A 25,397-nucleotide genomic window follows, 5' to 3' on the forward strand; every position below is an offset into this window, starting at 1 on the left:
ACCAGCTGTTCACCACGCACATGAACATCCTCGTCGTTTACCCTTACATCCCCTACCCGGTTGACCGCGGCACTTATCAGCGTGTGTTTCACCTGCTGTGTGCACTGGCCAGAGATCACACCATCGATCTGATCGCGCTGTCTGAAAAGGGTGAGCGGGTGGAACACCGCTGTGTTTTCGAAAAATTTTGCCGCAAGGTGGTCTTCGTGCCCTTTGAGCACCCCCCATGGCCGAGGCTCTTTCCAAACCGCCTTCTGAACTCACTTCCCACGACCATTCGCCACTGGTGCCTGCCTCAGCTTGCGGACACCATCAGCGATATGCTGGATCACAATGAGTACGATCTCGTGCATGTGTGTGACATTGTCATGGCCCAGTACTTTCTCGATGATCACCTTGAGATACCTTTGAGCGTCGATCGCAGCAGAGTGGATCTTCAGTTTCAGCAGGAACAACATGCCCGCATGCCTAAAGGGCTGAAGTCTTCACTGCTTTACCGCGAACAGGAATGGAAGTTGCGGCGCTTTGAACACAAGGTCGCCCAACGCAGCGCCGTGCAAGTCGTCTGCGGTCCAGATGATGAAGAATTCATTCGCTCGGAAGTGAGCATTAAAATGCCCGTGCAGGTAGTCACCAATGGCGTTGATCTCGACTACTTCAGCCCTGACGGGACAGATGTGCCCCGTGATTCGTCACCCACGCTCATTTACTGCGGCGCCATGGACTACATGCCAAATGTGGACGCCTTGCGCTGGTACTTCGAGGAAATTCATCCCCGTGCCAAAAGCCTGGTGCCAGATTTGCAGGTTTTGATTGTTGGAAAATCCCCGACTGATGAAGTGCTCTCTTATGGCAGCCTTCAAGATGTCACCGTCACAGGCGGAGTGCCTGATGTGAGGCCTTGGTACCGACGCGCCTGGGCGCAGATAGTGCCGCTTAGGATTGGCGGCGGTACCAGGCTGAAAATCCCCGAAAGCATGGCCATGGGCACTCCAGTGATCAGCACCACCATTGGTGCACAAGGGCTCCAGCTGGTGCATGGCATGGATATTCTACTGGCAGACACGGCGGATATGTTTGCGCACTACATCGAGCGCATGCTGCACGACGAAGTTCTGCGTCAGAAAATCGAAACACGCGGCATGCAGACCTGCAAGGCACGTTTTGGCTGGCCTGGTCTCGGCAGGCAGCTCAGCAGCTACTATTCCAAGCATTTTCAGCCATCGAAGCAACTGCATGAACACAACTAATGCCGCATCCAATCCGCGCAGCGGACCTTCGCTCTCCATTCTCGGGGTCCCATTCGACAATGTGACCACAGGTCAGACTTTGGAAGTCATTGCAGGCATGATCGCATCGCGAAAGCCGCATTACATCGCTACCGCAAATGTTGACTTCACCGCACTGGCTCTCTGTGATGAGGACCTGCGGCGCATTCTCCTAGATGCTCATCTCGTTGTCTGCGATGGCATGCCACTCGTCTGGGCCTCCCGATGGCTGGGCAATCCGCTGCCAGAACGCGTGGCGGGCTCTGATCTCGTCCCGAAACTTCTTGAGATGGCACAAGAGCGAAACTGGAGTGTCTTTTTTCTTGGCGGGCAGAAGGAAGTGGCTGAAATGGCAGTGAGAAAAGTGCGTGAAAAGCATCCAGATCTGCGGATCGCCGGCATGCTGTCCCCTCCTTTCAAACCGCTGCTGGAAATGGATCATGCGTCAATCTGTGCTCAGATTCGCAGCACAAATCCGGATCTGCTCTTTGTCTCCTTCGGCTGCCCAAAGCAGGAAAAATGGATCGCCATGAACTACCTGCAGGCCGGTGCACCTGTCACTATTGGAGTGGGAGCCACGATCGACTTCCTCGCCGGCCATATGAAACGCGCACCGCGCTGGATGCAAATGATCGGGCTGGAATGGCTCTATCGCCTGCTTCAGGAACCACGCCGTCTGTTTAAACGATATGCCACCGACTTCGTTGTGTTTGGCTTGGCAATCGTCAAGCAATGGTGGCTGACACGGAGCGGCAGGCAGAAAAGCGTCACCACAAGCACGCATGAAATCCCTGCAGCTGTTCCGGTCACAGCACCGCCAGCACCAACATCCAGTATTGCGGAAATTCGCTCCCCATCTCGCCTGGACGCAGCGGAAGTGCGTTCCATTGAGCAAAGCTGGATGAGCATCCTTGAGGGACCGGAGGAAGGTGTGGTGATTAACTGTGCAGAGACACAATTTATCGACAGCACCGGACTCGGGCTGCTGATGCGTGTGCAAAAGCGCTGCCGCCAGTCTGGCAAGCCATTGATGCTGGCCGCTGTTTCCCCTGCGGTGCTCAAGCTTCTGCAGATGACACGCCTCAGCTCCCTCTTCCATCAGGCAAGCAGTCGGGAAGAAGCTCTGGAGAAGATTATCAGTTCCAGCCTGATGGTCACTCATTCTATTCCAAAAGTTGAGCCGCTCCATCTTGACTGGAGTGGTGCTGTGACAACCAGCGGTGCGGATGGACTCTGGCGCGGAGCCTTGGGAGTCATGCAAAATGCCGCGGACTCGCGCAACCCTGTCGTCATTGACCTTCAAGGTGTGCAGGTGATGGACAGCGGCGGCCTTGGCCTGATGGCTCGCATCAAGGATCACGCCAGTAGCCGTCACATCAATCTTCGTTTCACCAATGCCAGCCCCGTGGTGCACGAATCACTGCGCCATGAACATATGGAACACCTCCTCGCCTCATGAAAATTGCAATATCCACCAGTGTTATTCAGCGTGGTAAAACTGGCGTGGCCCAGTATGTCCTGGCTCTGACTCGCGCTCTCATGCCCTATACAGATGTGGTCAAATTTCACATCCTGGCACTGGCTCAGGACCTGCCGCTTTTTGATTTTGCACGAGGGCGCATGGAGATCATTCCTGTAGATGAGCGGTGGCGCTCCCCAGTGCGCAACATATGGTGGCACCAGCGCGTGCTACCCCGATGGCTCGATGAGCAGCAGATCGATGTGCTGCATGTGCCGAGCTATCGGCGCATGGTATGTTCTGCGCACTGCAATCTCATCTCCACCATCCACGATCTGGCCCCCTTTCATGTCAAAAAGAAGTACGATCTGGCCCGAATGCTTTACGGACGCATAGTGGTCAAGCTTCTTGCCCGGAGACAGAATGGGATCATCGCGGTGAGTTCCAGCACAGCCAGAGATGTCGAGCGCTTCTTCGGCGTCCCAGTGCAAAACCAAAATGTCATTCTCAATGGCATCGACCACAGTCGTTTCAACTTAGGCGACCCAGTCGCGGCCCGCACTCTCGTTGAGTCGCGCTGGCAGCTCATGGAGCCATTTTTCCTCTATGTGTCCCGGATTGAGCACCCGGCCAAAAATCACATACGGCTGATTGAGTCCTTCAACCAGTTCAAAACAAATACAGGCTCCCCCTGGCAGCTGGTTTTGGCAGGCAGCGACTGGCACGGTGCAGAACACATCCATTCTGCCGCCCGGCAGTCGCCCTTCAGCAAAGACATCCGCTTCCTGGGCTTTGTAGAAGATGCCGTGCTTCCAGACTTGTACCGAGCTGCATCGGTCATGGTGTACCCCTCTTTGTTTGAGGGTTTTGGCCTGCCTCCGATCGAAGCCATGGCATGCGGTTGCCCGGTCATCTGCTCCAATCGGGGATCGCTGGCAGAGGTTGTAGGATCAGCTGCACGTATCATCAATCCGGAAGATCAAGCTCAAATGGCCGACGCGCTTCAGGATGTCGCCATCCATCATGAAAAGCGGGAGTCTCTGATTCAGGCCGGTCTTCTCAATGCAAGGCGTTTCAACTGGGACGAAAACGCCAAACGCGTCATGGAAGTTTATGAAAAGCCCTTCACAGGTTCCCGCAGTTGGGGGGGTTGAGACGTCGTATAATGAAGCGGACATTTCTTCATACAAAATGTCGAACTTCCTTCAGCACTGGCAGCTAGACGTGAAACCTTTTGAGGCCACGTGGGACACGCGTTTCTATTACCGAAGCCCCCAGCATCAGGAGGCATTGGACAGGCTGATTTATCTGGCCTCCGAAAAAACCATGAACCTGGGCATGCTCACAGGTGAGATCGGCTGCGGAAAGACGATCACCACTGCCATCCTGGCCCAAAGCCTGGACCCATGCGCATACATTGTCGTCAGCTGCACAAATTCGGGATTCAGCTTCGATGAGCTGCTGCAGTATATCCTCTGGCAGCTTGACCCTGAGGCCACGCATATGCCGGAAAGCAAATTCGGCCGCTGCGAGCACCTGAAAAAACTTTGTGAAAGTGCCGCATCACGTGGCAGACACGTGATTGTTCTCCTCGACGAGGCCCAGGATCTGCCGGAAGACACTCTGCGTCAGCTTGGATGGCTGACAAACTTCAATGGAGAAGGCAGGCCTTTGTTGACCCTGCTTCTCATAGGCCAGCCTCCGCTGCGTCGGCTAGTGAACAACAATCAGGCGATTCAACAGCGGATCGGCCTCCGGTTTCACCTGCTTCCTCTGGCCCAGGAAGCCACGGCAAACTATGTCACTCACCGTTTGAAGGCGGCAGGGCATTCAGATGGCTCTCTCTTCGATGAAGATGCGCTCATCCACCTGCATCATTTCTCGCGGGGCATTCCGCGCGAAATCAATCGCACTGCGAAACTCTGCATGGAACATGCCTGGGCGTCAGGGGATGAACGCATCACTGCACAAATTTTGCACGACGTGGCATGTGATTTGTACCGTCAGGACAACCTGATCAGCAGCGCCGCCGTGCTTGCCAGCGCCACATGAATGCGACGCCTACAACGTCCTTCAGCCTTTCGGCCATCAATCGCAAGCGCGGCATCACCAGCCCAGCTCCACGGCAGCCGGATGCCTTTGTGCGGGCCGAGTCACCCGCATTTTCCGCTTCTTCAGTGCCTTTGGCAGCAGAGGCTGAGTCTCCACAGCCCGCCATCAAGCTGCCATTTGACCCTTTAAGGATCATTGATGCGCTGGTCCGCCGATGGTGGCTCATGCTAGCCTTTGGCATCGCATGTGCAGGAGGGATGTTAGCCTTGGGACTGCTGCGTTTTGAAACCCTTTACACAGCTAAATCCCAGATCATCAAACAACAGCTCGCGTCTGCATTTCGGCAGTCGGATTCAGGAGAGTCTTTCAAACCCAGCGACCTCACCATCCCCACGCTGATGTCTCTGATGTACTCCGGCTCCACCATCGCCACTACCAGCAATCAGCTGGGACATCGCTTTGAAGAAAGCGCCATCCGCTCAGGCCTGATTGTTTCCGCAGAGCGCAATACTGACATTCTAAACATCAGCATGACATCAAACGTCAGCGCCGAGGCTGTGATGGAAATGCTGAAAGCCTACACGGAAACAGTGCTCCTGCTGTCCCGTGATCTTCAGCGCGGAGACGCCTCCGCAATGAAGACATTTTTGCAGAAGCAGATTGAACGCACAGACGCCGATCTCCTGAAAGTCAACGAGGAGCTCCTGGCCTATGGTCGTCAGTCTCAATTGCTGGATGCCGACAAACAGATGGACGCCTGGCTGGGAGAACTGGGTAATTTCACCCTTAAGTATGAGACTCTTAAGCTCGATCACGATACTCTTGATCTTCGCATTCAAGGAATAGAGCGCGAACTCGGCAAGGTGGACACAAACGCCGCACGTGTGGACAGCGCGAAAAAAGAGCTCGCTGAACTCAGGGTGCGCTACACAGACGAGCATCCTTCCGTCATTGAGGCAGTGGAGAAACTCAATGCCTTGGAGCAGCAGATGAAAAATTCCGGCCTCCGCACCGATGCACCACCAAAGCCCGGTGAAAGCAATGTGGCTGAGAGCCTTTACCTGGATCTGGTGCGTCTGCGCGCAGAGAAACAGGTCATGGGAGAGCAGTTGCAGAAGCTGCTTCAGGTGCGCGAGGGCATTAATGAGCGTCTGGCGAAGCTGCCACGCCAGGCCATGGAGTACGCCCAGATCAAATCCCGCAAGCAGACACTCGAAACCTCCCGCGCGCTGTTGTCAGGGAGACAGCGCGAAGCCGCTCTCTACGAGGAAAATTCACAGGGCTACTTCAGGCTGTTTTCCATGGCACGCGTACAGGATGTTAGCGCCGTCAAGCCCACGCAAAAACTCGCCATGGTGGGAGCTGGCGGATTTGGAGCTGGCGTCGTTTTGACAGCTCTGCTTGTGATTGCCTCCTCTCTCTCAGACGGCCGCATGCTCAGCAGCGGAGATTTGAAACGCGCCACCGGCGCCCCCGTTCTCGGTGCTCTGCCTGCATCCCGCACCACAGAAAGTGCGGATGAATGGGCTTTCCGCACCTGGACCAAGCTGCAGCCCGTGCTCCACACGCCAGCAAATGGGGGAGGCATAGTCTGCGGCGTCCTTCACAGTGCAGAAGACGATGCCGCCGAACACTTCATCCACCTGCTTGCCAAAGCAGCAGTGCGCCGAGGTCTCAGCTGCATATGCATCACCAGCAAACTGACTGAAGATGCCCTGGCGCTCAGCAGCGCAGTTGAGAACCCGGAACGCCCCGCACGCATCTCACACGATGTTTCTGACCGCCCGTACCTAATCGGCATGGATGAGGAATGGCAGTGGACCCCTGAACACAGAATGCACTGGCAGGCCGCTCTTGCGCACTGGCGTCAGCTGCCCGGCACCGTAATCCTTATCGAACTGCCTTCCGTCGAGCGCCCAGAGACGCTGCTCATTGCCGAACAACTGCCGAACCTCATCTGGGCAGGCTCCAGTGGTGGAAGCCTGGTGCAAAAGATCCAGGACACTCTGCTCATGTATCGTGATGCCGGTTGCAGGCTGGTCGCCGCATTGCTGGACCGGGCGCCGGAACTGCGTCCTGCCTTGCTGGCCCGCTTTGCCATCCTCGCGCTCTTGCTTGGCGGCAGCATCCCCGCCCAGGCACAAACCAGCCTTCCGCTGGGTCCCGGCGATGCCATAAACATCAACATGCCCGGATTCGAAGGCCATGAACGAAAGGACATAGCCGTGGGTCCGGATGGCAGGCTGACTTATCTTCAGGCTCATGATATTGAGGCCGCAGGACTCACCATCGATCAATTGCGCGAAAAGCTGAATCTTGAGCTCAGACGCTACTATCGTAATGCGCGTGTGGTGGTCACGCCCTCCACATTTCAGAGCCGCAAAGTTTACGTGCTTGGAAAGGTCGTCAAAAAAGGTGCCATCAATCTGGACCGCCCTTTGACCATTCTTGAGGTGGTTTCAGAAGCAGGCGGATTGGAGACAGGTTTGTTTCAGCAAAACACCGTCGAGCTCGCTGACCTAGGCCGCAGTTTCGTCATGCGGGGGCAGTCTCGGCTCCCGGTCAATCTTGAGGCCTTATTTCTGCACGGCGACATGTCTCAAAACGTGCGCGTAGAGCCTGGCGACTACCTCTATTTCCCATCCGCAAATTCCAATGAAATCTATGTGCTCGGGGATGTAAAAATGCAGGGCACCCAGGGTCTGCTGGCCCACACCTCCGTCCACAGTGCCATCGCGCAGGCCGGAGGCTTTACCGCAAAAGCCTACAGCAAACGTGTTCTGGTGGTTCGCGGCTCCTTTGAGAAGCCGGAACGTTTCATCGTGGACATGGATGATGTACTCACCGCGCGCGCCAAAGGCTTCCGTCTGGAGCCGAAAGACATTGTCTATGTGGCCGACAAGCCATGGGCGCGCGCAGAGGAGCTGCTCCACATAGCGATCAATGCCTTCCTTCAGGGGGCGGTGTCAAGCTGGACCAGGGCCAACATAGGGCCCTACATCCAGCAGCCTTTGCTCCCTCAGATCCGCTGATAAAGCTTCCTCCCATTGCCACTCCAATCTTTAACCTGATGTTGTCCTATGATCGCGACTTTGGGGCCCAAATCCACGCCACCTTCTGAGATTAGAGCTTTGCATGTGGCCATCATCGAGGACGACCCGACCTTGCGTCTTTTTTTGCAAAAGCTTGTCTCTAAGCCGGGATCACAGCTTGAATTCTCCGGCGCTTGGGAAAGCGCCGAGGCTGCTGCCAAGCCCCTTTTAGATACCCGCCCTGATGTGGTGGTCGTGGACCTTGAGCTACCCCACATGTGCGGCATGGACTTGATCCGCCATCTGTCCCCACGCATGCCAGCCACGGCATTTTTAGTGCTCACCATTCATGATGATCCGCAAAAGGTCTTTGCCGCCTTGCGAGCCGGAGCCAGCGGCTACCTTTTGAAAAGCGCCAAGCCTGCGGAGATCGTCGCGGGAATCCGCCAGGCTTATGCGGGCGGTGCTCCGCTGAGCCAGGAAATAGCGCGCATGCTCATTCAGTCGTTTCAAGCTCCAGCCAAAACAGAGCGCAAACGCATGCCAGGCCTGACTCCGCGTGAAAGCGAGATCCTGGATCTCCTGGCCAAGGGCATGGTGCCCAAGGAAGTGGCCGACCAGCTGAGCCTCAGCTACTCCACCGTGCGTGACTACCTCAAGGCTGTCTATGCCAAGCTGCATGTGCGCTCACGCACTGAGGCTGTTCTCAAATACCTCGATCAGACAAAGTAGCCTCCACAGCTTCCCCACAGCTGCGGGGGTTGAGACTGTAGTCCAGAGCAGGGAAATTTTTGGCATGAAAGCCACTGTATTGGCCACCTGCTGCGTGCTCATTCTCAGTTCCTGCGCCTTGATGAAGGAGCAGAAAAAATTTGATGCTCGCAATGATGCCTCCACCACCACTGCTGCTTTCACCCAGACAAAGCGCCAGGAGCCCATCAAGCCTGAGTGGCTCAAACCTTCGCCCAGACCTTTCGCCCTGGGGCCAGGCGACAAATTGGAAATCGAAATCCTAGGGGAAACGGGCACTAGAACAGACACCTTCGTCACCCCGGACAGCAAAGTCTATTTTGATCTGCTGCCAGGCATTGATGTAAAAGGCAAAACCACTACTCAGCTGCGGGAAGAGATGGAGAAGCTGCTGGCTCGCTACTACAAGCAGCCCCAGGTGAGCCTCACATTGCGCGAGGTGAGCAGCCAGCGCGTCTGGGTGCTTGGACGAGTAAATGCTCCCGGAATCTATCCACTGAACCGCCCGCTGAGAGTTCTTGATGCCGTCACCCAGGCAGGCGGTCTCTTCACCTCCCGTTTCACTGGCACCACTGAAGAGCTGGCGGACCTCAGCCATAGTTTCTTGATCCGTGGTGGCAAGACGCTGCCGGTGGATTTTCAAAAACTCATCCGCGAAGGCGACCTGAGTCAAAACATCTATCTGGAGCCAGATGATTTCATATACCTCCCATCCGCCCTCACGAATGAGATTTATGTTCTGGGCGCAGTCACCGAGCCAAGACCCGTTGGCTTCATGAACGAGATGAATCTGATCACCGCGCTCGGTCGTGGCCTCGGCATACGCCTCGATGCAGATCTGGCTCATGTGACGATCGTTCGCGGCTCCTTGACTGAGCCTAAGATCGCCACCGTCAATGCCAGCGACATCATTCAGGGCAGGTCCACCAATGTACGCCTTGAACCCGGCGACATCGTTTACATACCAGGTGCCGGCAGCATGTCTCCCGGCGGATTCCTGCATGACGCTGTCAACACTTTCACCCGTTTGGTGGCAGCCAACGAAGGCAACGCCGCAGGCTCGGCACATGCCACCCCGATCGGTGTGAATGTAAACATCGGCGGCACCGGAAGCAGTTCAAACCAATGACGCACAAGCCCTCATCCCGCATACGCCCGCTCATTATTGTCGAAGCGGCAAACCCAGCTCTTACCAGCGCGGCCTTGGTCGGCTGGTCCTGCGCCCAGGCCATTTCCAAGGTGACGGATGCTCACATCGTCACTGAATGGCGTAACCGAGACGACTTCCTCAAGGCAGGCATGGTGGAGGGACGCGACTTTACCGCCATCAATAACCGACGTCTGCAGCACCTTTCGTGGAGTCTTGCCAGTAAACTCAGTCGCAAAGGCAGCTTTAGCTGGAGCCTCTATGCCTTGTTCTCCAATCTCGTTTATCCTTTCTTTGAGCGTAAGCTCTGGCATGCCTTCCGCTCGCGCTTGGAGGCAGGAGAGTTTGATCTCGTGCACCGTGTGCTTCCACTCTCTCCCACCACCGCCAGCTGGATCGCCCCCCGGTTGAAAAAGATAGGGGTGCCGTTTGTTCTGGGTCCCTTGAACGGCGGGGTCCCGTGGCCCAAGGGCTTCGACGATCTGCGCAAGCAAGAGCGGGATGGTGCAGGCCGACTGCGCACACTGCACCGTTTCTCTCGTGGCTTGAGCAAAACCCGGGAATCGGCCAGCGCTATCCTCGCCGCATCCCGCACTACTCTGCGCGAGATTCCCTCGCAGTTGATGCAACGCGTGGTTTTTATGCCCGAGAATGCGGTAGATCTCGAAAAATTCCCGCTGAATCCGAAAACCACGCACAGTGAAACGTCCCGCCCGCTGCGTATCTCATTTGTAGGCAGGCTGGTCGCACTAAAAGGCGTGGACATGCTTCTAACCGCAGCTGCACCGCTGGTTCGCAGCGGCAGCCTGCACCTGGATATCATCGGCGACGGACCTGAGCGCGAACGCCTGCAGAAAATGGTGGCCGACGAGGGCATCGCTGCTGGAGTCAGCATGGACGGCTGGGTGCCTCATGCCCAGCTTGGTTCTCGTCTTCGCAAGAGCGATCTCTTCGTCTTCCCCAGCATCCGTGAATTTGGAGGCGGTGTGGTGCTCGAAGCCATGGCGCTCGGAATCCCGGCCGTGGTGCTGGATCACGGAGGCCCTCCGGAACTCGTGCCTCCTGGAACAGGCTACGTCCTTCCGATGACTACACGCGAAGACATCGTGAGCCGTATTCGTCAGCTGCTCACAGAGCTGAAGAATGATCCAGCCCAGCTGAAAAGTGCCGGTGAACTGGCCCAGGCTCACGTGCGCAAATACTACACCTGGGAGGCCAAGGCCACGCAGATCCTCGAAGTTTACCGCTGGGTGCTGGGCCTTCGCAGCACCAAGCCAGACTGGGGCACTCCCATGGGCTTTGTTCACACCCAGGACTCCGTCGTTCAAGCCGTCGACACCATTCCCGAATCTCTACTTGTTCCTGGTCATGGATTCTAAAGCAACTGGTCCGGTTTCATTTCACATCCCTTCTTTGGATGGTCTACGATCTGTGGCCATCCTTATCGTCTTTCTCAGTCATGCCGGCCTGTCTCATGTAGTGCCTGGTTTGTTTGGGGTGACCATTTTCTTCTTTCTCAGCGGCTACCTTATCACCACGCTGCTGCGGATGGAATGCGAGCGCACGGGGGGCGTCAATCTTCGTCAGTTTTTTCTCCGGCGCACTCTGCGCATCCTGCCGCCCTTTTATCTCGTGCTCTTCCTCATAGCATTGCTCTGTGCATCAGGAGTCTTGCCCGGAGGATCTCACATTCAGGCCTTCACGGCCCAGGCTCTTTTCGCCGCTAACTACTGGGAGATTCATGGCGGTTTCCAGCCGCCTGGCACAGAGGTGCTGTGGTCCCTGGCAGTGGAGGAGCACTTCTACCTTGTCTTTCCTTTTTTCTATCTCGGTATGCGGCGTGTCCTTCCAGATCGGAGCCACCAGTTTGCCCTGCTGCTGACACTCTGCGCCGCAGTGCTCGTCTGGCGAATGCTGCTCGTGCATCAGTTTTCTGCCATCGACCTTCACTCAGGCTCAGCGCACCACCCCCGCACCTGCCATGGCACCGATACCCGTCTCGATGGCCTGCTCTTTGGCTGTGCGCTGGCGGTGTGGGGAAACCCGGCGCTCGACAGCACACGTATCCGCCGCAGTCACTGGCTCTTTGTTTTGCTGCCGGCATGCGTGGCCCTGCTGCTGGCTTCCTTCCTCATCCGCAGCGTCCCCTTCCGTGAGACTTGGCGCTACACGGTCCAGGGGCTGGCTCTCATGCCTGTGTTCATCTGCGTTATTCGCTTCCATGACAGCCCGCTCCTGCGGTTTTTAAACTGGAGCTGGGTCAGCAGGCTGGGTGTGTTCTCGTATGCATTCTATCTCACGCATTCACTGCTGCTGGCTTTGATGGAAGAATGCCTGCCAGACTCCATGCATCTCAGCCATCTTCAGCTGATGATGCTCCGCGGCATGGCGGCCTTTGCACTTAGCCTGGCCTCTTCATGGATCATTCATCATGGGGTCGAACGCCCCTTCCTGCGGTTGAGACGACGTCTCGGTGGCGCTGCGCCGACAGTTCAACATAAGCAATCATCAGGATTGGCTTTGAATCACGCTTAGAGAATACTAAACCTCGATTCATTCTTGAGCTAAAAGCCCGTTTGGCGTCACCTCAGCTTGCGGTTTCGTTGATTCATTCGGAACTTTCAGAAGTACCACACTTTCCGTGTGTCTTTTGATCCTCTCTCAGTCATGAATACCTCACGCCCTTTCATTCGTGTCGCTTGCGTCGAAGATGACCCCTTGTTTCAGGCGTTGTTAAAAAAAGTGCTGGTTCCTCAGAAGGGCTTTGATCTGGTGAATGTATTTAACAATGCTGAACAAGCATTGGCTACTATCATGGAGACACGACCGGACGTCGTGCTTCTTGATCTCAAGCTTCCAGGAAAGACAGGCATCGACTTCCTGCACATGGTCGAGTCTCATATGCCCGCGACCGCCTTTGTCATGCTCACTGGGGATGACACTCCGCAGCAGGTGTTCGCCGCGCTCAAGGCAGGAGCCTGCGGTTACGTCTTGAAGACTGCTCCTCTTGATCATCTGCTGGAGGCGGTTCGCACGGCCGCAGTAGGTGGCAGCCCGCTGAGCCCCACCATCTCTCGTGTCGTCATCTCGGCCTTCCAAACCAAGCTGTCCGCCCAGCCCCCGCGTATTCCCGGCATCACCCATCGTGAGAATGAACTCCTGAGTCTGTTCGTCAAAGGCCTCAGCGCCAAGGAAGCCGCCTATGAGATGGGCATCAGCTATGAAACCGTCCGGGACTATCTCAAGACGATCTACCAAAAGCTCAAGGTGAGGTCTCGCACAGAGGCGGTGCTTAAATACGTCAAAAATCAGCAGGGCCCCGTGCTCGCTTTCTGATCACCTCGCACGCGGTTGTTTGCGAACTCGGACTGCCGCCCGCCGGTTCATCTCCATCCCGGACACCATGCCGGCAAGCATGAGCCAGTGAGAGAGATTCTTTGTTTGCGTCAGGATGCGTTCCACCGTGCCATGCAGATAGCAGATGGAGAGCGCCACCAGAATGCCAAAGGCCACATATCCCATCAGGCTTTGATCATAGTAGCGCCACGCTCGAAAAGCGCACCACAGCGTGGCTGCTTCAAATAGCAGAAAGAGTGTCCAGCCCGTCCAGCCGTTCTCAGCCAGAAGCAGCCAGTACAAGCTCTCCGTCAGAGGGTTTGCCCAGTAAAGCTCATCCACGATGGCAAAGCCGCGGCTCTCATCCCACTCCTCCAGCACAGCACTGTATTTTGCTCCACGCGGACGGCTGTTGGCGATGCCGTAATTGTTCCAGCCAATGCCCAGCAGCGGGTAGTCATTGAGCATGGCCTTGCACTGGCGGTTCAGCACCGGACGCAGGTCCTCGGCGTTCTTCTCCTTGCTCTCTTTGACCTCCTTGAGGCGTGAGTTGAGCGAGTCCATGGCAAACATCATCACCAGCACAGCCCCGATCATTCCCATCACGGAAAACAGAGCTGTTCGCAGCCCGGGACCACGCAGCCACGCCATGCCCAGCACGATACCCGCGCCTGCCGCATAGGCTGCCAGTGCCGCACGGGACACAGACAGCAGCACGCACAGCCCCGCTGCACCAAAAGCCGCCAGGCACAGCCAGAGCAGGCGTCCTTTCACCTCCTTGTGCAAGGCGGCGGCAAATACCACGCACGCTGTCATGTAGGCCCACATGGACATGGGATTCTGATGCTCAAACCACCCCTTGATCTGAAAATAGCCCTCCAGGTAGCGCATCTTCATGCAGATCCAACCCTGCACCACCAGACTGAGCGCCAGTCCTGTAAGTGCCGCACGCAGATCCTTTTCATCCCGCAGATACATGGCGGCGGCCACAAAGATCAGCGTGGCTTTGCCAAATCTGGAAAAAGCCATGAAAGCCAGCGAGGCGTCCCAGGCATTAAAAACAGACATCAGCCCAGCCACCGCCCACATGGCATAAAGGCACGAGCCAGGAGGCAGCCCTTTTCTCACAGGTACCAAAGGATCACGCGGACTTCGCGCCACAGCGATGATCAATGCGATCGCGAACACTTCGATCAGGGAGATTTCATAGCCCTTGGCATGCCCCCGGTATTTTTCAATGCTGTCGATCATCAGCGTGAATCTTCCAGGTTGCAGCGTCGGCATGAAAATCATCAGCCCGAAGAGTCCCCGCTGCCAGGTACGTCGAGATGCCAGCACCACTCCAAGCAGCGGTGCCAGCCCTCCATATAGCAGGAGCGCAAAGATGATTTTGATCAGGTCTTTCAACACAGGAAATGTGGTTCCACCACAGGCTCTTTCACCCCCCTCAACTGTGGGACTTTTGAGCCTGCAACACGGAGCTGGAAAGTGTATGGTGGTGACCCACGCCTGCAGTGAGGCATTCCTCAGCTATAAGGTATTTCTTACCGTTCTCCATGCGCAGACTGACTTATGGTACCTCGACTGAAGAGCCGCTTCTGGTTCTGCTGCAGCCGGTTCGGGCCGGTCAGCTGGACTGGCAGGCTTGGCTCAATCCACCATCTCCGCTAAGCACTCTATGAGCCGTCCTACCATCGGTGTTCTCATCCGCTTCAAAAATTCCGCCGCCACACTGCCCCGAGTTTTGCAGCGGCTCCACGCTCAGACCGTCCAGCCTCTCTTCATCCTCGGCGTGGACACGGGCGGCACTGATGGCTCGGCGGCATTGATCGAGCAGGCAGGAGGCAGGGTCATTTCATGGACGGAGCCTTATCATCATGCACGTGTGCTTAACTATGGGCTGAAAAACATCCACACAGATCTCGTCCTCGTGCTCAGCTCACACACCACGCTGGATGAGGACAATGCCGTCGAGCGCATGCTCGAAGCTTTCGCTGACCCTCGCGTCGCCTGCATCAGCGCCAAGTGGGACGACGATCCCTTTTACAGCGACTCCATCACATGGGATGAACTACGTGCCAAGGGTCTCAAGTTCGGCTCCATCTACAGCAACAGCATGGGCATGATCCGCCGCAGCGCCTGGGAGTCCGTGCCGTTTGATGAAACATTAATCACAGCGGAAGACTACGGCTGGGCCATTGAGCAGCTGCGCCGCGGGCATGTCTGCAGGCGTCTTAAGCTGCGCTTCGGCTACGAACGCAGCGGCCATGACCGCACGTATGACTTTGCACGCCTCGTGTTCCTGTTTGCGCGCAGATATCAGCTTCGCGTGGCATGGCTCGGAGTGCGGGGCAGCATCCAGCAGCTGCTTTCCTCACTGTTGTTTCACCGGCGGGAGTCCTCCCCGCCGGCTTTGCACTATGACCGCCTCAAGGCCTGGGCCCTGATGCGCTTTACCGCCGCTTCTTCTTTTTCCGGCCGGTGAGGATCGCGCGGGCGCGGTCTTCGTCGTCTAGAGCGGTGGTGTATTTGTAGTTGAAGCCTTCGAGCTTCCGACGCTCGATCTTCTGACTGATGAGACGCTCGATGGAGGCCACATTCATAAGCTCGTCGGCGGCGAAGAGCGTAAAGGCATCCCCTTCCTTCTGCGCACGGCCGGTGCGTCCAATACGGTGCACATAGTCCTCGGAATGCTCTGGCACCATGTAGTTGATCACGTGGGTCACGCTGCTGACATCCAGACCACGTGCTGCCAGGTCAGTTGCGACGATGATTTCAAACTCACCGCTTCGGAAGCCCTGCAGGGCGCGCTCGCGGTCACGCTGCCCGATGTCTGAGTGCATCACCGCCACCTTGTATTCTCCCAGCTGCTTCAGTTCGCCATAGATCTGGTCCGCCTGCACCTTGGTGCGGGTGAAGATCATCACGCTCTCGAAATGGGTCTGCTTCAGGATGGCGATCAGCAGCTCCATGCGCTGGTCGCTGGCCACGGGGTACATGTAGTGGCTCACGGTTTCCGCGGTGGAGGCACGAATGCCCACTTCCACACTCTCCGGATCCTTGAGGGCAAAATCCGCCAGGTTCTTGATCTGCGGAGGCATCGTGGCGGAGAAAAACAGCGTCTGGCGGGCCGTCGGCGTCTTTTCCACGATACGGCGCACATCAGGCAGGAAGCCCATGTCCAGCATGCGATCCACCTCGTCGAGGATCAGCACCTCCACATCGCGTAGATCGGCCACACCTTCCTGCATAAAGTCGAGCAGACGTCCTGGAGTGGCCACGACGATGTCCACTCCCTGCTGGAGTCCCTTGCGCTGCTTTTCGTAGCCTACGCCACCATGGACGAGGAGCACTCGCAGGCCGGTGTGCTTGCCGTATTTTTCAAACTGCTCCACCACCTGGGCGGCCAGCTCGCGCACGGGTTCCAGCACGAGTACGCGGAACTTGCCTGGCGCACCCATTCGAGTGAGCGTGGGCAGGGCAAAGGCAGCGGTCTTGCCAGTTCCGGTCTGGGAAGCTCCCACCAGATCCTTGCCGGTGAGAATAATCGGGATGGATTTCTCCTGAATGGTCGTGGGTTTTTCATACCCCGATTCGCGGATGGCGGCCAGCACGGCCGGAGATAGACCCAGCACCTCAAATGCCTCTGGATAGGGGCCTTCGGGCACAGGCGGAGCGGGCGGTGGGGGCACTGGCGCGTGATTTTCACGCACAGGCTTGTCCTCGCGGGGACCACGCGCAGGGCGCTTGTCATCCCGGCCACGAGAGGAGCTGCGGCGTCCATCACGCTCAGGGCGTTCCCCACGGTCGCGCGGCGGACGTCCTTCACGCGGCGGGCGCGGTGAGTGCTCCCGGGGCTTGTCGTCATGTGGGCGCTTGTGCGCGTGAATGGTGGCGGGATGGTGATCTTTGGCATGGGAGTGCCCCTTGGCACTCGCGGGAGCATCCTTCTTCTTACCCCGGCCAATGACGCGTTTCAGGCCTTCCTTGATGCGGCTGAAAAGGGAGGGTTTCTTCGGGGCGTGTTCGGTTCTGCGTGGGGTGGTCACAATCTTTTTGGGAGGTAAAAGGCAGTCTATCGGCCAGTTTGGGGGACAATGCAAACCCGCAGACAGCCTAGGCGGGTGGTCAGAGTTTCATCGCATAGTGCACCTGGCGGGCCACCTCCTCAAAGCCACAGCTCGGGTACAGGTGCTGCCCGATGGCATTGGAGGCCATGGTCTCGATCTGGGCTATCTTCATGCCCTCCTCCCTCATGTAGTCCAGCGCATGCTGGATCAGCCGCCGCCCCAGACCCAGCCCGCGCGCACTTTCCACCACGGCGATGTTGGGAATCCGCCCCCGCTCATTGACCCGGTCCAGCCGGGTGGTGATGTAGCCCAGGATCTCTCCCCCACGCTCGGCCACAAAGCACCCTTCCGGGCAGAGGCCCACGTCATCGTCGATATGGCTGGCTTTGCGGACTTTCCAGTCCCGGCTGTTCCAGAGCCCAAATTTGTGCTCCAGCATCTGCTCCAGAGCCACGCTGCCAAAGGATGCCACGGTGATCTGGCGCAGTTGCTGCAGGTCTTGATCCTGATAAGGGCGGATAATAAGGGGGGCTTCGTCCATGTTTGTGGGGGTTGAAGATGGGAAAAAGAGTGGCATTTTGCCTCGTCGGACAAGCATCAATCGTCCAAATGGCACGCGTCTTGCGAAATAGATGCGTGGAGATTGGCGTTGATCTCTATTATTAATTCAGAGTTGCGAACATCTTAGCTTATATCATTCTTCTGGCCCATGCTGCTTTTTAGCCAGAGTTCTAGTAAATCCTACAGCTGCCTGATCAAGGCTGCAGGGGCATTGCTACTGGCAGGAATTCTCAGCCAGTGCACCTCCGTCCCTCCCAAGGGAGATGTCGTCGTCAGCGTCAAAGACCAAAAGCTCGGCATCTACGACCATGGCAAGCTGACGAAGCAGTATGTCATCTCGACTTCCAAATTCGGACTCGGTGACCAACAAGGCAGCAACCGCACCCCGCTGGGCGAGCACGAGATCATCGCCAAAATCGGCAAAGGCCTCCCCGCAGGCGCAGTTCTGAAAAGCCGCCGCTGGAATGGCGAAGTCCTCAAGCCAAATGCCCCAGGCCGTGACCCGATCGTCTCGCGCATCCTCTGGTTGCGCGGCATGGAGGAGACCAATCGCAACGCTTTTAACCGCTACATCTACATCCACGGCACCACCGAGGAAAACCGCCTTGGCAAGCCCGCCAGCTACGGCTGCGTGCGCATGGGCATGAAAGATGTGGTAGACCTTTTCGATACGGTGAACGTAGGAGCCAAGGTCGTCATCACCAAAGGTTCACTCCCTCCAGGCGAGAAGGAAAAGCCGGTGTCCTCTGAATTGATCGCCGACGATGGTTCTCCTTCCCTAAACGCTCCTTCCACCACCTCCTCCCAACCACTTGAGGTGGGACGCGTCATGGCGAGTGATGCTGAAAAGAAGCGTGCCGAAGAAAATGAAGCCCGCTCTAAAGCGAAGACGGAAACGGACTCCACAAAGCCTGCCTCTAAGGCCAAGTCATCCAAGTCCAAGGCGGACACCAAAGTGGCTGGCCGCTCATCCCACAAGACCAAGGCCAAGGCTTAAGCTCCCACATCCACCAGCGAGAAAGTCGGCAGAGTTTTGAGCATGGACGGATTGGTCTCCTGTGGCATACGCCGCATGATCTGGAGCTGCCTAGGATCAAGCACCAACCGCTGCTTGTGAATGCCGTTTTCGTAGATCTCGCTCTCCTCCCAGCGCGGTGCATCGCGGAATGAAGCCTGCGAGGGCCGGTACACGGCGGTGCGTCCCACATTTTCATCGATGAGGCCGGCCTCTGCCCTGCCTGTGAGATGGCACACCCCCACCACGCAGCCCAGCTCGACGGCACGAGCTGAGGCACAGCGGTCCACCCGCTCCACTCCCAGCACCGTTTCTGTAGCGCTCGGCACCAGCACCACATCCACTCCTGCACCACGCAGCTTGACGCTGATCTCCGGGATCTCGATGTCCAGGCAGATCACCACAGCAAAACGCAATCCCGCAAACTCCCACAAGCGCAGCTCTGTCCCAGGAGCGAAATCCGACTCCCAAGGAGTCAGATGCAGCTTGTCCTGATGCAGCAGGCGGTCTTCCACTAGAATCGGGGCCCTGTTACGCAGTTCCTTCCGTTCCTCGTCCCAGAAGGGCACCGTGCCAAGCACCACCGCCTTGCCCGGGCGCATCAGCAGAGATTTGAGCGCAGGCAGCACCTCACCCCAAAAGACATCGGACACACGCTTGAGCGTCTGCGGCTCCACCAGCGGCTCCAGCCCCACCCAGGTAAACTCCGGCAGCAGCACCAGATCCGCCCCGGTATCCCAAGAGGCTTCCACACAATCCGCCACCGCAGCAGCAAAAGCCGCAGGCGAACTGGCGGCCACACCGGGATCAAACGTGCAAAGGTCTATTTCTAACATGGCTGTGCGCCACATTGCGCCTCATTTTCCGCAGCCGCAACTCCCGCCGCATCCCGGCTTTTTCCGGCGTTTGGCGGAGCGCGCGATGAAAAGCACGGCCGTGACAAGAACGACAGCGATCGCGGCGATAGATTGCCAGTCCTGGTTCATGATATGGATGCGTTTAGTAGCCTAGTGCGGTCCCGATCTGGAAGATCAGCAGACTCAGTACATACGCCGTTCCGGTCATGTATCCGAGCAGAAAAAGAGCCCATTTCCAGCTGCCGGTTTCCCTTTTCACGATGGCGATGGTGCTGACGCACTGCATGGCAAAGACATAAAACACCAGCAGGCTGATGCACACGAGCGGTGTGTAAACCGCCCTGCCATCGGGCCGGCGCTCAGCGGCCAGCTTGTCGCGCAGCGGGGCCAGGTTGTCATCATCCTCACTTTCCACGGCATAAACCACGCCCATGGTGGAATTGAACACCTCGCGTGCGGCAAAGCTGCCGATGAGCCCGATGCCGATCTTCCAGTCGTAGCCAAGCGGCGCGATGGCGGGCTCGATCAGCTTGCCAGCCCGGCCTGCAAAGCTGTTTTCCAGCTGCAGCGCCTTGTCCTCGCTGGCGCTTTTCGGATAGGTGGAGGCCGCCCAGATCAAAATGGAAATGCCCATGATGATCGTGCCGGCACGCACCAGGAACATGCGCGCCCGCTGCCATACCTGCAGCAGGATGGATTTCAGCGCAGGCATCTTGTAGGAGGGCATCTCCAGAATCATGGGGCTGGCCACTCCTTTCATGACACACTTGTTGAACACCCACGCAAAGAAGAAGGCCCCGAGAGTGCCAAGAGCATACAGCCCCAGCATGATTCCCGCCTGCGTCAGAGCCCCCACCTTGCCCACTGGGAAAAGCACCCCAATGAGCAGCGAGTAAACTGGCAGACGCGCCGAGCACGATGCCAGCGGCGCGATGAGGATGGTAATCAGCCGGTCCTTGGGACTGTCGATGGTACGCGCCGCCATGACTCCAGGAATCGCACAGGCATAGGAGCTGAGGAAGGGCAGGAAGGATTTGCCGTTGAGCCCCACCTTGCTCATGGCCCAGTCCATGATGAAGGCTAGGCGCGACATGTAGCCCGTGTCTTCCATGATTCCGATGAAGAAAAACAGAATCAAAATCTGCGGCAGGAAGATGACCACGCCGCCCACTCCGGGCACGACTCCGTTGACAATGAGATCCCGCAGATCACCGGCGGACATCAGCCCTTCCACGTAGGTCCCCAGCCAACCAAATCCGGCCTCGATCCACCCCATCGGCCCCTCGGCCACCTTGAAAATGAGAAAGAAAAGCAGCCCCAGCACGAGCATCAAATTCACGAACCCGAGCACTGGATGCAGCAAAACACGGTCGATTTTCGTGGTGATCGTCTCGATCTCCTGATCTGGTCTCTTCAGCACCTGGGCGCAAAGCTGCTCGATGCTGCGGTAGCGCTCGGCCACCAGCTCGTCTTCCCAGCCCGGAAAGCTGCTCTCCATCTGGCTACGCAGTTCTTGAATCCTTCGAATCTGGGTATCGGCGATGCCATAATGCGTCGGGTCCTGATCAGAGAGCAGGTAAAGCGGTTCCAGCAACGAGGCACGGCTATGAATGGCTCCGGTCTGGCACAGCGGCCCACGGCTCTGCTCCAGCGCCGCACGCACGCCATCTGGCAGGCTGGCGCTTTGCCACTTTGGCAGGGACAGGTCTTCGCGACTCAGAGCCAGCTTGAGCTCGATCAGCCCCTTGCCGGACACCGCCTGGGTCTGCACCACCACCACGCCGAGCAGTTCGGACAATTTGGCGGCATCGATGCGCCACTCCCGCTGTGCGGCCACATCCATCATGTTGAGCACCAGAATCGTCGGCAGTCCGAGCTCCAGCACCTGGCTCACGAGGTAGAGATTGCGCTCCAGATTGGCGGAGTCCACCACACACACCACGCGGTCAGGCCTCGGAGTGTCCTCCCGGCGGCCCAGCAGCACGTCACGCAGCACCGCCTCGTCTGGGGAGCGGGCGTTCAGGCTATAAGCGCCCGGCAGGTCGATCAGGCGCAGCTTTTTGCCGTGCTGGCTGTAGCACTCGCCGATCTTTCTTTCGACGGTCACGCCAGGGTAGTTGGCCACTTTTTGCTTCAGCCCGGTCAGCAGGTTGAAAAGCGTGGTTTTCCCGGAGTTCGGGTTTCCCACGATGGCGATCAGAGGTGGTTCAGACTTGGCCTGGCTCATGCGGCGGCGGGAGCGATGGCGATGAAAGCCGCCTCATGGTTGCGCATGGAAAGGTGGGAGCCGCGAACGCAGATTTCAATCGGCTCGCCCAGCGGCGCACGGCGGGTCACCCGCACTCGGGTGCCTGGCACGATGCCCATCTCGCGCAGTCGTGTGAGGCAGGAGCGCCCAGTAGGCATTTCCTTGACGATGGCGTCTGAGCCAACGGGTAAGTCAGCAAGGGTGGTGGCGTGCATGAATGGGAAACGGTTCTGCAATTGAGACTCTGTCGCAGATTTTGATACGAGATTAACAAGAACTGAAGACCTGGCAAATGCGGACTTTGCGCAGATTTTGCGCCTTTCCCGACCTGCCGGGCAGGGCTCTCCTCTTTGCTGTGGTGGTTGCACGGGGTCTGAAAGCCGCTAGTCTGCGCGCCCTCTAAAAAAATCTATGTGGAAAGGCCGTTTTGCTCAGGAAACCAGCGCTCTCGTTCAGCGCTATGGAGAATCAGTGTCCTTCGACTGGCGCCTCTATGCCCATGACATCGCCGGATCCATCGCTCATTCCAAGGGCTTGGTTAAAGCGGGCATCCTGACGGCCGATGAGCAGCAGCAGATCGAAACCGGCCTGCTGGCCATCCGCCAGGAGATCGAAGCCGGAAATTTTGAGTTCAAGGAGTCGCTGGAAGATGTCCACATGAACATCGAATCCGAGCTGACCAAGCGCATCGGCCCCGCCGGTGCCAAGCTCCACACCGCCCGCAGCCGCAATGACCAGGTGGCCACGGATGTGCGCCTCTACTGCCGCGCCGAGATCGACCGTATCCGCAGCCTCGTCTCCGCCATGCAGGCAGCCCTCGTCGAATGCGCCGAGCGTGGCGGCGAAACCGTCATGCCCGGCTACACCCACCTTCAGCGCGGGCAGCCGGTGCTCTTTGCCCACCATCTGCTCGCCTATGTGGAGATGCTCAATCGAGACTCAGACCGCCTGGCAGACTGTCGCAAAAGGCTCAATGTCATGCCTCTAGGCTCCGGCGCTCTGGCCGGCAGCACGATCATTCTGGACCGCGAGTTTGTGGCCCAGCACCTCGGCTTCGATTCCGTGACTCAGAACTCCATGGACGCCGTTAGCGACCGCGATTTCGTCGCAGAACTGCTCTTCTCCATCTCCATGCTGGGCGTGCATCTCTCTCGCCTGAGCGAGGACGTCATCCTCTGGGCCAGCGCCGAATTTGGCTTCGTGACTCTGAGCGATGCCCACACCACAGGCTCCTCCCTGATGCCGCAGAAAAAGAACCCGGATGTGGCCGAGCTCACCCGTGGCAAATCTGCGCGCCTCATCGGCAACCTCATGAGCATCCTCACCCTGATCAAGGGCCTACCCATGACCTACAATCGCGACCTGCAGGAGGACAAGGAGCCGCTTTTTGACTCCATCGACACCATCTCTCTAGCGCTGGAAGTCTTCACCGAGATGATCACCGGCATGGATGTCAACGCCGCCAAAACGACCGCCGCAGCCAGCGACCCCATGCTGCTGGCCACGGACCTGGCCGACTACCTCGTCAACCACGGTGTCCCCTTCCGACAGGCCCATGAAGTCATCGGCAAGCTCGTGGCCTACTCTATCGAGCAGCAGCGCGCCTTTGGCGAAATGTCCCTGGAGGAATTCCAGCGCTTCTCACCGGCCTTTGCCGCCGATGTGACCGCCTGCCTGAACCTGGAAACCGCCATGACGGCACGCAAGGGCATCGGCGCACCATCGCCACAGAATGTAAAATCGCAGCTGGCCCGCTGGCGCAAAGCCCTCACCACCGAGTAACGGCATGCAGATCCCGGAATTTGAAATCTACAAGCCCGGTGCCGAAGCCGGCTGGCACAAGACCCGCAGCGAGGTGCTTTTCGACAACCGCCACGTCGGAGTCGAAAAGGCGTTTTTCAAGACCCCCAACCGCCAGACCGAAGTCCCCTGGATGGTCGTGAAGCGCAAAGCCGCCGTAGCCATTGCCCCTGTTCTGGAGGACGGCCGCTTGGTCATGGTACATCAGGAGCGCCTGCCCGTGATGCAGACCCTCTGGGAATTTCCCGCCGGCCAGATCGACAGCGAAGTGACACGCGAGTCCATCATCCACACCATTCAGAATGAACTGCGTGAGGAGTGCGGCTGCGCTCTCCATCCCGACCTGGGCACACTGCAGTCCCTCGGCTGGTTTTTTCCTTCGCAAGGTTTCACCGATGAAATCGTTTATCTCTTTACGGCGAAGCCCGTGTGTGTCGTCAGCCGTCCGGAACCGGATGGAAGCGAGCACATCAGCGACGTGCGGTTTGTCAGCGCGGGAGAACTGCGTGGGATGATTGCTGCCAATGCGATCACCAACGCCTTGACGCTGGCACTCTACGCACGGATCGCGGCCCAAGGACTGCCGTAGTCCTATGCACCCGCAATCCCCTCACCCCATCCAACTCCCATGTGGTCCGGCATTCTCCAAAAAGTCTTCAAAGTTCGCGAAAAAGTCGCCCTGAATCTGGGCGGCGAAAACGATGAGGAAAAGCCCTTCCTCGATCACCTCGAGGATCTGCGCACCATGATCGTGCGCATGGCGATGACACTCCTCGTCACCACCATCATCACCTTCTGCTTCTACGAGCAGCTTTTCGCCATCATCAAGCACCCGCTCTGGGCCACTGGCGTCATCAAGACGGAGCAGGATCTCAAAAACATGCTGCAGATCCTCACCCCTCAGGAAGGCTTCCTCATGGTGATGAATCTGGCCCTGATCGCAGCGGTCATTTTCGCCTTCCCGCTGCTGCTGTTCTTTCTGCTGCAGTTCATCCTGCCGGGGCTGAAGCAGTCGGAGAAAAAGGCCCTTTTTCCTGCCATCGGCATTGGTGCTGGTCTTTTTTTGCTAGGCTCCAGCTTTGCCTTCTATGTGGTGCTGCCCAAGGCGCTGGAGTTCTTCTACACCTTCAATGAAAGCCTGGGCATGAGCAACGGCTGGCGGCTCGATGGCTACGTCAAGTTCGCCACACGCTTCATCCTCCTCTTCGGCGTGGCCTTTGAGCTGCCGGTCATCGTCATGGTGCTGGTCAAGCTGGACTTCCTGAATTACCGCCTGATGAGCACCACGCGCTCCTACGCCATCGTGGCCATCGCCATCTTTGCCGCGATCGTGACACCCACGCCGGATCCCTTCACCATGCTGGTGCTGGCGGGCCCGCTGTATGTGCTCTACGAGACCTGCATCTGGCTGGCCTACTTCATGGAGAAGAAAGACCGCGCCGCCTATCCGGAGTACTACGCCGAAATCGACAAGGACGCGAAGGAACTGGAGCAATCCTCCAACGACGACTGGGACAACGAAAACTACAATCCGTGGTCCACGGCAGACGATGACGAGGATGAAAAGGACGATTACCAGTCCCCATCCGCCAAGCCTTCCGCGCCACCGCCTGAAGTCGAGCACGCTGACTCCGAATACCTCGGGGAAGACCAAAGCTCCAAGATGCCGGAGGAGGATGAAAATCCGTCAGACAGTCCGGCCCGCGAAAAGACTCTGGAAGAGCTCGCCCGTGAGGACGAGAAAAACTCAGGCGCCAGTGATCAGCCGCACCAGCCGTAAGCAGCAGCAGTCGTAATGGTAA

General features: G+C 57.7%; 22 protein-coding genes. 15 read left to right on the forward strand and 7 right to left on the reverse strand.

Annotated elements, in window-relative coordinates:
- Positions 1 to 20: 20 nt before the first annotated feature.
- The 10 genes from HNQ65_RS08815 (at position 21) to HNQ65_RS08860 (ending at position 13,044) form a co-directional block, all read left to right on the forward strand.
- A complete protein-coding gene (locus HNQ65_RS08815) occupies positions 21 to 1,250 on the forward strand; it encodes a glycosyltransferase (protein WP_184339156.1) in 1,230 nt (409 codons plus the stop codon).
- On the forward strand, positions 1,237 to 2,727 hold the full coding sequence (locus HNQ65_RS08820) for a WecB/TagA/CpsF family glycosyltransferase (protein ID WP_184339157.1): 1,491 nt from the start codon (positions 1,237 to 1,239) through the stop codon (positions 2,725 to 2,727). The genes HNQ65_RS08815 and HNQ65_RS08820 overlap by 14 nt, the downstream gene beginning before the upstream one ends.
- Positions 2,724 to 3,881, forward strand: coding sequence for a glycosyltransferase family 4 protein (locus HNQ65_RS08825; protein ID WP_184339158.1), 1,158 nt, complete (start codon positions 2,724 to 2,726; stop codon positions 3,879 to 3,881). Before HNQ65_RS08820 ends, HNQ65_RS08825 begins: the two co-directional genes overlap by 4 nt.
- Positions 3,841 to 4,779, forward strand: coding sequence for an ExeA family protein (locus tag HNQ65_RS08830; protein ID WP_184339159.1), 939 nt, complete (start codon positions 3,841 to 3,843; stop codon positions 4,777 to 4,779). Before HNQ65_RS08825 ends, HNQ65_RS08830 begins: the two co-directional genes overlap by 41 nt.
- Positions 4,776 to 7,811 (forward strand): SLBB domain-containing protein, encoded by a 3,036-nt coding sequence (locus HNQ65_RS08835; protein ID WP_184339160.1) that lies wholly within the window; start codon positions 4,776 to 4,778, stop codon positions 7,809 to 7,811. The genes HNQ65_RS08830 and HNQ65_RS08835 overlap by 4 nt, the downstream gene beginning before the upstream one ends.
- A 48-nt stretch (positions 7,812 to 7,859) precedes the next feature.
- Entirely contained in the window at positions 7,860 to 8,543 is a 684-nt protein-coding gene (locus HNQ65_RS08840; protein WP_184339161.1) for a response regulator, read from the forward strand.
- 64 nt (positions 8,544 to 8,607) lie between these two features.
- Entirely contained in the window at positions 8,608 to 9,690 is a 1,083-nt protein-coding gene (locus HNQ65_RS08845; protein ID WP_184339162.1) for a polysaccharide biosynthesis/export family protein, read from the forward strand.
- Positions 9,687 to 11,087: a glycosyltransferase family 4 protein gene (locus HNQ65_RS08850; RefSeq protein WP_184339163.1), complete on the forward strand. Its 1,401-nt coding sequence runs from the start codon at positions 9,687 to 9,689 to the stop codon at positions 11,085 to 11,087. Before HNQ65_RS08845 ends, HNQ65_RS08850 begins: the two co-directional genes overlap by 4 nt.
- Entirely contained in the window at positions 11,077 to 12,243 is a 1,167-nt protein-coding gene (locus HNQ65_RS08855) for an acyltransferase family protein (RefSeq protein WP_246437978.1), read from the forward strand. Before HNQ65_RS08850 ends, HNQ65_RS08855 begins: the two co-directional genes overlap by 11 nt.
- Positions 12,244 to 12,375: 132 nt before the next feature.
- Positions 12,376 to 13,044, forward strand: a complete 669-nt coding sequence (locus HNQ65_RS08860; protein ID WP_184339165.1) for a response regulator — start codon at positions 12,376 to 12,378, stop codon at positions 13,042 to 13,044.
- On the opposite strand, the gene HNQ65_RS08865 is transcribed toward HNQ65_RS08860, so the two are convergent.
- The gene (locus tag HNQ65_RS08865) at positions 13,045 to 14,451 is read right to left on the reverse strand and encodes an O-antigen ligase family protein (RefSeq protein ID WP_184339166.1); all 1,407 of its coding nucleotides are present in this window, start codon (positions 14,449 to 14,451) and stop codon (positions 13,045 to 13,047) included.
- Positions 14,452 to 14,722: 271 nt separating this feature from the next.
- On the opposite strand from HNQ65_RS08865, the gene HNQ65_RS08870 reads away from it, so the two are divergent.
- On the forward strand, positions 14,723 to 15,529 hold the full coding sequence (locus HNQ65_RS08870) for a glycosyltransferase family 2 protein (protein WP_221306090.1): 807 nt from the start codon (positions 14,723 to 14,725) through the stop codon (positions 15,527 to 15,529).
- Here the strand turns inward: HNQ65_RS08870 and HNQ65_RS08875 are convergent.
- Together HNQ65_RS08875 and HNQ65_RS08880 are read right to left on the reverse strand one after the other, a co-directional pair.
- Positions 15,498 to 17,093 (reverse strand): DEAD/DEAH box helicase, encoded by a 1,596-nt coding sequence (locus tag HNQ65_RS08875; RefSeq protein ID WP_343076554.1) that lies wholly within the window; start codon positions 17,091 to 17,093, stop codon positions 15,498 to 15,500. The genes HNQ65_RS08870 and HNQ65_RS08875 overlap by 32 nt on opposite strands.
- Positions 17,094 to 17,172: 79 nt before the next feature.
- Positions 17,173 to 17,655 (reverse strand): GNAT family N-acetyltransferase, encoded by a 483-nt coding sequence (locus HNQ65_RS08880; RefSeq protein ID WP_184339167.1) that lies wholly within the window; start codon positions 17,653 to 17,655, stop codon positions 17,173 to 17,175.
- A 168-nt stretch (positions 17,656 to 17,823) separates the two neighbouring features.
- Between HNQ65_RS08880 and HNQ65_RS08885 the strand changes: the two genes are divergently transcribed.
- Positions 17,824 to 18,672, forward strand: a complete 849-nt coding sequence (locus tag HNQ65_RS08885) for a L,D-transpeptidase (protein WP_184339168.1) — start codon at positions 17,824 to 17,826, stop codon at positions 18,670 to 18,672.
- On the opposite strand, the gene HNQ65_RS08890 is transcribed toward HNQ65_RS08885, so the two are convergent.
- Genes HNQ65_RS08890 through HNQ65_RS08905 form a run of 4 tightly spaced genes read right to left on the reverse strand, consistent with a single transcriptional unit; the run spans position 18,669 to position 22,010 of the window.
- Positions 18,669 to 19,526, reverse strand: coding sequence for a nitrilase-related carbon-nitrogen hydrolase (locus HNQ65_RS08890; RefSeq protein WP_184339169.1), 858 nt, complete (start codon positions 19,524 to 19,526; stop codon positions 18,669 to 18,671). The two genes, HNQ65_RS08885 and HNQ65_RS08890, sit on opposite strands and share 4 nt — an antisense overlap.
- 21 nt (positions 19,527 to 19,547) lie before the next feature.
- On the reverse strand, positions 19,548 to 19,676 hold the full coding sequence (locus HNQ65_RS08895; protein WP_184339170.1) for a FeoB-associated Cys-rich membrane protein: 129 nt from the start codon (positions 19,674 to 19,676) through the stop codon (positions 19,548 to 19,550).
- A 13-nt stretch (positions 19,677 to 19,689) separates the two neighbouring features.
- A complete protein-coding gene (gene feoB / locus HNQ65_RS08900) occupies positions 19,690 to 21,774 on the reverse strand; it encodes a ferrous iron transport protein B (protein ID WP_184339171.1) in 2,085 nt (694 codons plus the stop codon).
- Complete coding sequence (locus tag HNQ65_RS08905) at positions 21,771 to 22,010, reverse strand: FeoA family protein (RefSeq protein WP_184339172.1); 240 nt, start codon at positions 22,008 to 22,010, stop codon at positions 21,771 to 21,773. The genes feoB and HNQ65_RS08905 overlap by 4 nt, the downstream gene beginning before the upstream one ends.
- Before the next feature lie 196 nt (positions 22,011 to 22,206).
- Between HNQ65_RS08905 and argH the strand changes: the two genes are divergently transcribed.
- Genes argH through tatC form a run of 3 tightly spaced genes read left to right on the forward strand, consistent with a single transcriptional unit; the run spans position 22,207 to position 25,375 of the window.
- Positions 22,207 to 23,577, forward strand: coding sequence for an argininosuccinate lyase (argH, locus tag HNQ65_RS08910; protein WP_184339173.1), 1,371 nt, complete (start codon positions 22,207 to 22,209; stop codon positions 23,575 to 23,577).
- 4 nt (positions 23,578 to 23,581) lie between these two features.
- Positions 23,582 to 24,184: an NUDIX hydrolase gene (locus HNQ65_RS08915; protein WP_184339174.1), complete on the forward strand. Its 603-nt coding sequence runs from the start codon at positions 23,582 to 23,584 to the stop codon at positions 24,182 to 24,184.
- A 39-nt stretch (positions 24,185 to 24,223) separates the two neighbouring features.
- Positions 24,224 to 25,375, forward strand: coding sequence for a twin-arginine translocase subunit TatC (tatC, locus tag HNQ65_RS08920; RefSeq protein WP_184339175.1), 1,152 nt, complete (start codon positions 24,224 to 24,226; stop codon positions 25,373 to 25,375).
- Positions 25,376 to 25,397: the final 22 nt, after the last annotated feature.

The organism is Prosthecobacter vanneervenii (assembly GCF_014203095.1).
In the GTDB taxonomy this organism is placed as follows: domain Bacteria; phylum Verrucomicrobiota; class Verrucomicrobiia; order Verrucomicrobiales; family Verrucomicrobiaceae; genus Prosthecobacter; species Prosthecobacter vanneervenii.

Coding starts and splice junctions, on each gene's coding strand:
- HNQ65_RS08825 (WP_184339158.1), top strand. CDS start 2,724: ATGAAAATTGCAATATCCACCAGTGTTATTCAGCGTGGTAAAACTGGC.
- HNQ65_RS08835 (WP_184339160.1), top strand. CDS start 4,776: ATGAATGCGACGCCTACAACGTCCTTCAGCCTTTCGGCCATCAATCGC.
- HNQ65_RS08880 (WP_184339167.1), bottom strand. CDS start 17,655: ATGGACGAAGCCCCCCTTATTATCCGCCCTTATCAGGATCAAGACCTG.
- feoB (WP_184339171.1), bottom strand. CDS start 21,774: ATGAGCCAGGCCAAGTCTGAACCACCTCTGATCGCCATCGTGGGAAAC.
- HNQ65_RS08860 (WP_184339165.1), top strand. CDS start 12,376: ATGAATACCTCACGCCCTTTCATTCGTGTCGCTTGCGTCGAAGATGAC.
- tatC (WP_184339175.1), top strand. CDS start 24,224: ATGTGGTCCGGCATTCTCCAAAAAGTCTTCAAAGTTCGCGAAAAAGTC.
- HNQ65_RS08845 (WP_184339162.1), top strand. CDS start 8,608: ATGAAAGCCACTGTATTGGCCACCTGCTGCGTGCTCATTCTCAGTTCC.
- HNQ65_RS08815 (WP_184339156.1), top strand. CDS start 21: ATGAACATCCTCGTCGTTTACCCTTACATCCCCTACCCGGTTGACCGC.
- HNQ65_RS08895 (WP_184339170.1), bottom strand. CDS start 19,676: ATGAACCAGGACTGGCAATCTATCGCCGCGATCGCTGTCGTTCTTGTC.
- HNQ65_RS08885 (WP_184339168.1), top strand. CDS start 17,824: ATGCTGCTTTTTAGCCAGAGTTCTAGTAAATCCTACAGCTGCCTGATC.
- HNQ65_RS08890 (WP_184339169.1), bottom strand. CDS start 19,526: ATGTTAGAAATAGACCTTTGCACGTTTGATCCCGGTGTGGCCGCCAGT.
- HNQ65_RS08820 (WP_184339157.1), top strand. CDS start 1,237: ATGAACACAACTAATGCCGCATCCAATCCGCGCAGCGGACCTTCGCTC.
- HNQ65_RS08905 (WP_184339172.1), bottom strand. CDS start 22,010: ATGCACGCCACCACCCTTGCTGACTTACCCGTTGGCTCAGACGCCATC.
- HNQ65_RS08870 (WP_221306090.1), top strand. CDS start 14,723: ATGAGCCGTCCTACCATCGGTGTTCTCATCCGCTTCAAAAATTCCGCC.
- HNQ65_RS08840 (WP_184339161.1), top strand. CDS start 7,860: ATGATCGCGACTTTGGGGCCCAAATCCACGCCACCTTCTGAGATTAGA.
- HNQ65_RS08855 (WP_246437978.1), top strand. CDS start 11,077: ATGGATTCTAAAGCAACTGGTCCGGTTTCATTTCACATCCCTTCTTTG.
- HNQ65_RS08915 (WP_184339174.1), top strand. CDS start 23,582: ATGCAGATCCCGGAATTTGAAATCTACAAGCCCGGTGCCGAAGCCGGC.
- argH (WP_184339173.1), top strand. CDS start 22,207: ATGTGGAAAGGCCGTTTTGCTCAGGAAACCAGCGCTCTCGTTCAGCGC.
- HNQ65_RS08850 (WP_184339163.1), top strand. CDS start 9,687: ATGACGCACAAGCCCTCATCCCGCATACGCCCGCTCATTATTGTCGAA.
- HNQ65_RS08830 (WP_184339159.1), top strand. CDS start 3,841: ATGAAAAGCCCTTCACAGGTTCCCGCAGTTGGGGGGGTTGAGACGTCG.